Here is an 8,459-nt window from a genome sequence, read left to right on the forward strand (position 1 = left end):
GTTCAACAGGCTTCGGCGCAGCATCACGCAGCAACTGACCAGCCATGTCGGCGCAGGCCGCAAGGTTGCAGCGACGGCGGATTCTTGACGTGGACCTTGCAGCCCCCCACGCGTCGCGATTGGTCTATCGCGGGATGGATCGTGCGACTCTCGATGCCGCCTACAACAACAGCGCAGCAGTCGTCGACAGCCCGCAGTGGCTGGAGCGCTGGCGACAGCGCAGTGCTGTCCGCCGCGCCGGCCCCGAAGCCCGCCTCGATATCTCCTATGCGGATCGCGAGCGGACTTCGCTGGACTATTTTGGCTCCGGCGAAACCGGCGCGCCGCTGCTGGTGTTTCTGCACGGCGGCTATTGGCAGCGCAATTCGAAGGAGATGTTCTCCTTCGTCGCCGATGGTCCTAACGCGCACGGCATCGATGTCGCCGTGGTCGGCTACACGTTGGCCCCCACGGCACGGCTGTCGGATATCGTCGCCGAGGTCGATCTGGCGCTCGACGTGCTTGCTACCGACACCGAGCGCTTCGGCTTCGACCGGCGCAGGCTGGTGGTCAGCGGGTGGTCCGCGGGCGGGCATCTCGCATCGGTCGCGAGCGCGCATTCCGCGGTCCAAGGCGCGGTGTGCATCAGCGGCATCTTCGATCTCGAGCCTATTGCGCTGTGCTATCTCGACGACGCGCTACGCCTCGACCGGCAGGAAATCGAGATCCTGAGCCCGATCCGGCGCACCCGCCTTGGCACGGCGCCACAGTCGCTGGTGGTCGGCGGCGACGAGTTGCCCGAACTGCAGCGTCAGTCGCTGGACTATTCCAACGTCGCTGCGCGGGCAGGATTGCCCATCACTCTGAGCATCCTGCCGCGGCATCATCACTTCTCCATTCTGAATGAATGGAACGCGGACGGCGCGCTCACAGCCGAGCTGCTGGCCCTGATCGGGGCGTAGCTACGCGTCAGGTGCCGGCAAAGGGCGCGACGGTGATGCCGCTGGCTTCCAGCTTGCGGCGGACGCCGCGCGCGATCTCGACCGCGCCTTTGGTATCGCCATGGATGCACACCGTGTCGGTGCGCATCTTGATCACCTTGCCCGTGACGGAGACGACGGCGCCGTCCTGCGCCATCCGCAGCACGCGTTCGGCAATTTCATTGGGGTCGTGCAGCACTGCACCGGGCTTCTTGCGCGACACCAGATTGCCGTCGTCCTCATAGGCCCGATCAGCAAACACCTCGTGCGCCAGCGGCAGGCCGGCTGCTTCGCCTGCGACCATCAGTTTCGAGTTCGCCAGCACGACGAACACTAGCGATGGATCGACCGCCTTGATCGCCGAGGCAATCGCGCGGGCGGTCATGTCGTCTTCGCAGGCCACGTTGGACAGCGCGCCGTGCGCCTTGACGTGGGTGACCTTGTGGTCGGCGAGAGCCGCAACCGCCTGCAGCGCGCCGATCTGATAGGCGACGAGGTTTTCGATCTCGGCGGCTGTGATCCCCGGCACCGGCCGGCGGCCGAAACCGTGCAGGTCGCGGAAGCCCGGATGCGCGCCGATTGCGACGCCGTTTTGCTTCGCGAGCTTGACGGTCGCATGCATGATGTCCGGATCGCCGGCATGGAAGCCGCAGGCGATGTTGACGCTGGTGGCGATCTGCATCATCGCCGCATCGTCACCCATCTGCCAGACGCCAAAGCCTTCGCCGAGGTCGCAGTTCAGATCGATCTTCATCCCGATTGGTCCCGTCGTCAGATTCGATTACTCCGCCGCCAGCGCGTCGATCGCCGCACCGGCGACGTTGGCGGAGAGCAGCGCGTCGAGGTCGATGGTGGCGTGCTGCGCGTCGCGCAGCCGGTCAGGCAGCGAGCGGATCAACTTGGCCATCGCGCGATAAGCCTCCTGAGCCTGGTCGACGCTGACCGCCTGAAAGCGGAACGGTCGGCCGGGCTGACGCTGCGCCAGCCGCCCGAGATCGGCCGAGATCACCGTGGCAATCTTCGGATAGCCGCCGCTGGTGCCGCGATCGGGCATCAGCACGATCGGCTGGCCCGAGCCGGGCACCTGGATGCTGCCGTCAACGGTGCCGTCCGAGACGATGTTGTGGCCGTGGAGATGCGAGATCTGCGGACCGTCGAGCCGATAGCCCATGCGGTCGCTGGTCGCCGAGATCGTCCATTCGCCAGCCAGGAACGTATCGACCGCGTCGCCGAACTCATCGTTCTGCGGACCGAGGACGACGCGGATCGGCGCGTCTTGTTGCTCGGGCAGGTCGAGGCGGCGTTCGAGCGCCGGTGCCGCGGACTTGACCTCAATGGTGTCGCCGGCCAGCAGCGGCCGCGGGTAGGGGCTGCCGAGACCGGCGCGCGCGTTGACCGCGAGACTGCCGAACATCGGCTCGCCGCCGACGCCGCCTTCAATTCCCAGATAGCTGAATACGCCGCCACGCGCCACGCCGACGGTGAGGATCTGGCCTTCGGTGAGCATGAACGACTCGTTGAATGCCAGCGGCTTGCCGTCGAGCGCAGCGGGCCGCTCGGCGCCTGTCAGCGCCAGCCGCACCGCGCCGTCGCGGACGCTTAGTTTCGCGCCGAGCGGGCCGAGTTCGATCGCCGCCGCGAACGCGCTGTTGCCGACCAGCACATTGGCGGCGGCAAGCGACAGCCGGTCCATCGCGCCGCTCGGCGGCAGACCGTAACGCTGCGCGCCGTGGCGCCCGGCATCCTGCACGGAGGTGGCCGGGCCGACGCTATCGATCACAAGCTTCGTCATGCGCTCAGCAGTTCCGCGACGACTTCACCATGGGACGCTGCATCGTCGCGCTCGGCGAACTCCTTGGCGTCGATCTGCGCGAAGCTGATGGCGTCGCCAGGTTCGAGCAAAAAGATCGGCTCGCGATGCAACTGATAAGTGCGCACCGGCGTGCGGCCGAGCAGGTGCCATCCGCTCGGTCCGGCCAGACATTGAATGCCGGTCTGGATGCCGCCGACCGAAATCGTGCCGGCCGGAGTGTGCAGTCGCGGCGCTTGCCGCCGGGGCATCGCTAGCGCCGGATCGAGGCCAGAAAGATACGACCAGCCCGGTGTGAAGCCGATCATGGCGACGCGATAATCGCCGGCGGCGTGGCGCGCGACCAGTGCATCCGGTGTGGTGTTCAAAGCCTGTGCCGCATCCTCCAGATCGATGCCGTGCTCGCCGCCGTAACACACCGGAATCCGCCAGCGCCGTTTGGCTGCGGTCGCGCTTTCATCGGGCGTCTGCGCGAGCGTTACGAGTTGATCGGATAGTGCGCCGAAGCCGATCGTCTCCGGATCGTAATGCACCAGAAGCGACCGATAGGTCGGCACGGTTTCGACGATGCCGGAGATCGGAGCTTGCTTCAGCTTGCGATCGAGCGCCAACACGCGACGATTAGCTTCATCACTGATATCGCGGCCGAACTCGACGGTGATCGCGGTGTCACCGCTCGGCAGCATCCTGGGAGGTGGGGTGGTCATGCGTCAACGATCTCACAAAGCTACCGGCAGCGATAGCGCCTTTTCCGAGCGGCTGAAAAGCACTTCGCAACTCATGCGAGGTCGATAAGTCGACGACTTTGGAGGTGATAAATTGCGATGATCGCCATGCGCTGGAGAGAGCTGCTGATCGCAGGGTTGCGTCTTGACGCGGCAGTCGCGGCCCGCAAGATGCGCCGACAATCACTGGAGCTCTCTCTTCATGTCACTGACCCCGGAAGCCATCGACATCCTGTCGCGCGTTTCGACCGCGACCATCACCACGGTGCTGCTGAAGAAGGGGCTCCGCAACGTCTGGATGCGCGGTGCGCGGCCGCTGCGTCCGGGTGCGACGCGGCTAGTCGGTGAGGCGTTCACGCTCCGCTTCGTGCCGGCACGCGAGGATCTGGCAACCCCCGAGTCCTGGGCGTCGCCGATCTCGACCCGCGCGGCGATCGAGGCGATGCCGGAAGGCTGCATCGCCGTGGTCGACGCCATGGGCATCAAGGACGCCGGCATCTTCGGCGACATTCTCTGCGCCCGCATGGTCAAGCGCGGCATCAAGGCGCTGATCACCGACGGCGTGGTGCGCGACCTCGAGGGCGTGCTGGGCACCGGTCTGCCGGTGTGGTGCGACGGCGCGGCTGCGCCGCCGTCGGTGGCCGGCCTGACCTTCGTCGGCTGGGACCAGCCGATCGGTTGCGGCGGCGTCGCGGTGTTCCCGAAGGACGTCATCGTGGCGGACCAGGATGGTGCCGTGCTGATCCCGCAGGCGCTGCTCGACCATGTGCTCGCAGAGGGCCCGGAGCAGGAGCGGATGGAAGGCTGGATCGTCGAGGAGGTCAACAAGGGCGCGGTGCTGCCCGGCCTGTATCCGATGAACGCCGAAACCAAGGCGCGCTACGCCGCGTTCAAGGAGAAGGCCGACAAAACCTAAGGAGCCTGGTCGATGGACATCTTCGCGGCGGGCTCACGCCCGACCCAGCGGGCGCCCAAGGACTATTTCACCGGCACGGTGTGGCAGGACCCGATCGTTGCCGCGCCGGCGCCGGCGCGGCTGGCTGCCACGCGCGTGGCATTCGAACCAGGCGCGCGCACCGCGTGGCACACCCATCCGCTCGGCCAGACGCTGTATGTCGTGACCGGTGTCGGCCGGATTCAGACCGAAGGCGGCCCGGTGCGGGAGATTCGCGCCGGCGACGTGGTATGGATTCCGCCGGGCGAGAAACACTGGCACGGCGCCTCGCCGACCAACGGCATGACCCATATTGCAATGCAGGAAGCGCTGGACGGCAGTTTCGCCACCTGGATGGAGCATGTCTCCGACGACGATTACGCCGTCGCGCCGTCCGCCTGAGATCCGCGGCCGCCGCCGATCAGAATCCTCAAAACCGCCGGTTTCTCCGCCGATGGGACCCTTTCCCGTCGGGTGGGGACTCGGTATGAAGGGCGCTTCGTTGCAAGGTCGCGGGCGTTGAGGAGAATAGAATGGCAGCAAAGACGAAATTTCGGGGGTCGTTTACCGCCTTGGTCACGCCGTTCAAAAATGGCGCGCTCGACGAACAGGCGTTTCGCAGCCTGGTGAACTGGCAGATCGAGCAGGGCACCCACGGCCTGGTGCCGGTCGGAACCACCGGCGAGAGCCCGACGCTGAGCCACGAAGAGCACCACAAGGTGGTGGAGTGGTGCATCGCGGAGGCCAAGGGCCGCGTGCCGGTGATCGCCGGCGCTGGCTCCAACTCGACTCGCGAAGCCGTCGAGCTCGCGCGCCACGCCGAGAAGGCCGGCGCCGATGCGGTGCTTGTGGTGACGCCGTACTACAACAAGCCGACCCAGGAAGGCATGTATCAGCACTTCAAGGCGGTGAACGATGCGATCGGGATTCCGATCATCATCTACAACATTCCGCCGCGGTCGGTCGTCGACATGTCGGTCGACACCATGAGCCGGCTGTACGAGCTCGACAACATCGTCGGCGTCAAGGATGCGACTGGCAATCTCGGCCGCGTGTCGCAGCAGCGCCATGCGATGGGGCCGGACTTCATCCAGCTCTCGGGCGAGGATATGACTGCGCTGGCCTATATGGCGGCCGGTGGCCACGGCTGCATCTCGGTGGTGTCGAACGTCGCGCCGAAGCTGTGTTCGGATCTGATGGGCGCGGTGTTCGCGGGCGATTATCCCGGCGCGCTTAAGATCCAGGACCGTCTGGTTCCGCTGCACGACGCGGTGTTCAAGGAGCCGGGCGTCGCCGGTGCCAAGCATGGCCTGACGCTGCTCGGCCGTATTCAGGAAGAGGTCCGGCTGCCGCTGATGCCGGTGACCGAACCGACCGGCAAGACGATCCGTGCGGCGATGGTGCACGCAGGAGTCATCAACTGACAGGGAGCGCATGAACAGCACCGGTTCCGTCCGTCACTTCGAGCAGAAGGGCTCGAGGCTTCTCAAGGAATTTCGCGATTTCGCGATGAAGGGCAATGTCGTCGACCTCGCGGTCGGCGTCATCATCGGTGCAGCGTTCGGCGCGATCGTGACCTCTCTGGTCGGCGACGTGATCATGCCGATCATCGGAGCGGTCACCGGCGGGTTGGATTTTTCCAACTACTTCACGCCGCTGTCGAAGACGGTCACGGCAGGCACGCTGGCCGATGCAAAGAAGCAGGGGGCGGTGCTCGCCTGGGGGAACTTCCTCACGGTGACGTTGAACTTCCTGATCGTCGCGGCGGTGCTGTTTGCGGTGATCCGGTCGCTGAACAAGTTGAAGCAACAGGCGGAAGAGGCCAAGTCGCCGCCGCCGACCCCGACCCGGCAGGAAGAGCTCCTCACCGAGATCAGGGATTTGTTGAAGAAGGGCGCCGGTCCGTCGCCATAGGTGACGACGACCGCGCCGACAGGAATCGCCCACAATGGCCGAGAAGAACGAACGCCCGATCAAGGTGGTCGCGGAGAACCGCAAGGCGCGGTTCAACTACGCGATCGACGACACCGTCGAGGCCGGCATTGCGCTGACCGGCACCGAGGTGAAGTCGATCCGCAACGGCAAGACCACGATCGCGGAGTCCTATGCGGACGCCCGCGGCAGCGAGATCTGGCTAATCAACGCCAATATTCCGGAATATCTGCAGGCCAACCGCTTCAATCACGAGCCGAAGCGGCCGCGCAAGCTGCTGCTGCATCGCAAGCAGATCAACAAGCTGATCGGTGCGGTCGAGCGCGAAGGCATGACGCTGATTCCGCTCAAGCTGTATTTCAACGAACGCGGCCGTGCCAAGCTGCAGCTCGCCCTCGCCAAGGGCAAGAAGCTGCACGACAAGCGCGAGACCGAAAAGAAGCGCGATTGGAGCCGGGAGAAGGGCCGTCTGCTGCGGTCGCGCGGCTGAGCGGGTCGAAGGGAGGCGCCCATGACCAAGCAGCCAGATCTTCTCAAGGTCGATTGGAGCGCAATCCCTGCACCGGAGGATGATGGCGCCGCCGCGCATCTGCCGGGCGCCGTGATCCCGTCGGTCGTGCTGCCGGCGACTGATGGAGGCTCGGTGACGTTGTCGTCGCTGCCGGGGCGGACCGTGCTGTTCGTCTATCCGCGAACGGGCGTGCCCGGTCAGATCAGCCTGGTCGACGACTGGGACATGATCCCCGGTGCGCGCGGCTGCACGCCGCAGACCTGTTCGTTCCGCGATCTGTTCGCCGAGCTCAAAGCCGCGGGCGCCAATGCGGTGTTCGGTCTGTCGACGCAATCGACCGCTTATCAAACCGAGATGGCGACCCGACTGCATCTGCCGTTTGCGGTGCTGTCCGACGAGAGCCTCGAACTGACCCATGCATTGAACCTGCCGAAGATGCAGGTCGCCGGCATGACGCTGCTCAAGCGCATGGCGCTGATCATCGACGACGGCCGGATCAGCCACGTGTTCTATCCGGTCTTCCCGCCGGATCGAAATGCTGGCGACGTGCTGGAATGGCTCAAGGGCAATCGGCGCTAGTTAGCAGTCGCGGATGCCCATCCCCGTCATTGCGAGCGAAGCGAAGCAATCCAGAGGCCTCAGAACGTGTGGCCTCTGGATTGCTTCGTCGCTTCGCTCCTCGCAATGACGTTTCTTTCTGATCCGACTACGCGTCGAGATCAGCCCGCACCCGCGCGAATACGTCGCGGAACATCTTCGGTGTCAGCACGCCGGTGTTCGTGTTGTAGCGCGAGCAGTGGTAGCTGTCGTAGAGGCGCAGCCGGCCGGCTTCGTGCACGGCGCCGTGGCCGAACGGGGCCTGGGCGGCGCGGAGGCCGAGTGCCTTCAGCGTGGAATCGTGAGCGATCCGCCCGAGCAGGACGATCGCGCGCAGCTTCGGCATTGCCTCGATCGTGGCGATCAGAAAGCGCCGGCAGGTGTTGATTTCGATCGGCAACGGCTTGTTCTGCGGCGGCACGCACCGCACAGCGTTGCTGATCCGGCAACCGATCAGTTGCAGCCCGTCGTCGGGCCTAGCCTGATAGTGGCCTTTGGCGAAGCCGTAGTCGATCAGCGTGGCGTAGAGCAGGTCGCCGGCATAGTCGCCGGTGAACGGCCTGCCGGTGCGGTTGGCGCCTTGCAGGCCCGGCGCAAGGCCGACAATCAGAAGCGAGGCTTCGGCGCCGCCGAAGGATGGGACGGGCGCGTTGAACCAGCCCGGTTCGCGTGCGCGGGCTTCGCTGCGGAATTCAGCGAGACGCGGGCAGAACGGGCAGTCGCGGTCAGGGTCGGTGAGGGAGGTCGGGACGCGGGGCCCGGAGCCCCGCGTCAACGTCGGCATGGACCTTAGTCTTCGAAGTCGTCAGCGCCGGCGCGCGACGCCAAGGCAGTGGACCGCTGCAGGAACTGCGGCGCGTGGTGACGCGGTTCGCGGGGCTCGCGCGGTTCCCGCGGCGGCGGGCGGTCGGCCGGATCGCGGCCGATCTTCGATTGCAGCTCGACCAGATCGGTCAAGATGTCGGCCTGGCGGCGGAGCCCGTCGGCGAAC

At 65.8% G+C, this 8,459-nt stretch carries 11 protein-coding genes and 1 pseudogene; 7 read left to right on the forward strand and 5 right to left on the reverse strand.

Going from position 1 to position 8,459, the window contains the following annotated elements; translation table 11 throughout:
- Nucleotides 1–89: 89 nt before the first annotated feature.
- A complete protein-coding gene (locus DYI24_RS15710; protein ID WP_164572960.1) occupies nt 90–941 on the forward strand; it encodes an alpha/beta hydrolase in 852 nt (283 codons plus the stop codon).
- A gap of 7 nt (nt 942–948) precedes the next feature.
- On the opposite strand, the gene DYI24_RS15715 is transcribed toward DYI24_RS15710, so the two are convergent.
- From DYI24_RS15715 to pxpB, 3 genes are read right to left on the reverse strand one after another with little or no spacing between them, the layout of a single operon-like run.
- Nucleotides 949–1,713: a LamB/YcsF family protein gene (locus tag DYI24_RS15715; protein ID WP_164572953.1), complete on the reverse strand. Its 765-nt coding sequence runs from the start codon at nt 1,711–1,713 to the stop codon at nt 949–951.
- Nucleotides 1,714–1,740: 27 nt separating this feature from the next.
- On the reverse strand, nt 1,741–2,751 hold the full coding sequence (locus DYI24_RS15720; protein WP_164572954.1) for a 5-oxoprolinase subunit C family protein: 1,011 nt from the start codon (nt 2,749–2,751) through the stop codon (nt 1,741–1,743).
- Nucleotides 2,748–3,476, reverse strand: coding sequence for a 5-oxoprolinase subunit PxpB (gene pxpB, locus DYI24_RS15725; protein ID WP_164572955.1), 729 nt, complete (start codon nt 3,474–3,476; stop codon nt 2,748–2,750). The genes DYI24_RS15720 and pxpB overlap by 4 nt, the downstream gene beginning before the upstream one ends.
- 220 nt (nt 3,477–3,696) lie before the next feature.
- Between pxpB and DYI24_RS15730 the strand changes: the two genes are divergently transcribed.
- The 6 genes from DYI24_RS15730 to DYI24_RS15755 all read left to right on the forward strand — a co-directional run bounded on the left by DYI24_RS15730 (nt 3,697) and on the right by DYI24_RS15755 (nt 7,450).
- A complete protein-coding gene (locus tag DYI24_RS15730) occupies nt 3,697–4,410 on the forward strand; it encodes a ribonuclease activity regulator RraA (RefSeq protein WP_107344616.1) in 714 nt (237 codons plus the stop codon).
- A 12-nt stretch (nt 4,411–4,422) separates the two neighbouring features.
- On the forward strand, nt 4,423–4,830 hold the full coding sequence (locus tag DYI24_RS15735) for a (R)-mandelonitrile lyase (RefSeq protein WP_012496115.1): 408 nt from the start codon (nt 4,423–4,425) through the stop codon (nt 4,828–4,830).
- Nucleotides 4,831–4,961: 131 nt separating this feature from the next.
- On the forward strand, nt 4,962–5,852 hold the full coding sequence (gene dapA, locus DYI24_RS15740; RefSeq protein WP_164572956.1) for a 4-hydroxy-tetrahydrodipicolinate synthase: 891 nt from the start codon (nt 4,962–4,964) through the stop codon (nt 5,850–5,852).
- Nucleotides 5,853–5,862: 10 nt separating this feature from the next.
- The gene (mscL, locus tag DYI24_RS15745; protein ID WP_164572957.1) at nt 5,863–6,342 is read left to right on the forward strand and encodes a large conductance mechanosensitive channel protein MscL; all 480 of its coding nucleotides are present in this window, start codon (nt 5,863–5,865) and stop codon (nt 6,340–6,342) included.
- A 34-nt stretch (nt 6,343–6,376) separates the two neighbouring features.
- Nucleotides 6,377–6,850, forward strand: coding sequence for an SsrA-binding protein SmpB (gene smpB / locus DYI24_RS15750; protein ID WP_107355732.1), 474 nt, complete (start codon nt 6,377–6,379; stop codon nt 6,848–6,850).
- A 21-nt stretch (nt 6,851–6,871) separates the two neighbouring features.
- On the forward strand, nt 6,872–7,450 hold the full coding sequence (locus DYI24_RS15755) for a peroxiredoxin (protein WP_164572958.1): 579 nt from the start codon (nt 6,872–6,874) through the stop codon (nt 7,448–7,450).
- Between the two features lie 127 nt (nt 7,451–7,577).
- Here the strand turns inward: DYI24_RS15755 and DYI24_RS15760 are convergent, their stop codons facing one another.
- Nucleotides 7,578–8,252 carry a uracil-DNA glycosylase gene (locus DYI24_RS15760; protein WP_164572959.1) on the reverse strand — a complete coding sequence of 225 codons (675 nt, stop codon included), beginning with the start codon at nt 8,250–8,252 and terminating at the stop codon, nt 7,578–7,580.
- Between the two features lie 5 nt (nt 8,253–8,257).
- Nucleotides 8,258–8,459 (reverse strand): annotated as a pseudogene (locus tag DYI24_RS15765) (LabA-like NYN domain-containing protein); the annotation flags it as partial.

The organism is Rhodopseudomonas sp. BR0C11 (assembly GCF_010820945.1).
Taxonomy (GTDB): Bacteria; Pseudomonadota; Alphaproteobacteria; order Rhizobiales; family Xanthobacteraceae; genus Rhodopseudomonas; species Rhodopseudomonas palustris_H.

What these genes read in the sequence shown, in the direction of transcription:
- DYI24_RS15715 (WP_164572953.1), bottom strand. Translation starts at nt 1,713, where the DNA reads ATGAAGATCGATCTGAACTGCGACCTCGGCGAAGGCTTTGGCGTCTGG.
- DYI24_RS15720 (WP_164572954.1), bottom strand. Translation starts at nt 2,751, where the DNA reads ATGACGAAGCTTGTGATCGATAGCGTCGGCCCGGCCACCTCCGTGCAG.
- pxpB (WP_164572955.1), bottom strand. Translation starts at nt 3,476, where the DNA reads ATGACCACCCCACCTCCCAGGATGCTGCCGAGCGGTGACACCGCGATC.
- DYI24_RS15730 (WP_107344616.1), top strand. Translation starts at nt 3,697, where the DNA reads ATGTCACTGACCCCGGAAGCCATCGACATCCTGTCGCGCGTTTCGACC.
- DYI24_RS15735 (WP_012496115.1), top strand. Translation starts at nt 4,423, where the DNA reads ATGGACATCTTCGCGGCGGGCTCACGCCCGACCCAGCGGGCGCCCAAG.
- dapA (WP_164572956.1), top strand. Translation starts at nt 4,962, where the DNA reads ATGGCAGCAAAGACGAAATTTCGGGGGTCGTTTACCGCCTTGGTCACG.
- mscL (WP_164572957.1), top strand. Translation starts at nt 5,863, where the DNA reads ATGAACAGCACCGGTTCCGTCCGTCACTTCGAGCAGAAGGGCTCGAGG.
- smpB (WP_107355732.1), top strand. Translation starts at nt 6,377, where the DNA reads ATGGCCGAGAAGAACGAACGCCCGATCAAGGTGGTCGCGGAGAACCGC.
- DYI24_RS15755 (WP_164572958.1), top strand. Translation starts at nt 6,872, where the DNA reads ATGACCAAGCAGCCAGATCTTCTCAAGGTCGATTGGAGCGCAATCCCT.
- DYI24_RS15760 (WP_164572959.1), bottom strand. Translation starts at nt 8,252, where the DNA reads ATGCCGACGTTGACGCGGGGCTCCGGGCCCCGCGTCCCGACCTCCCTC.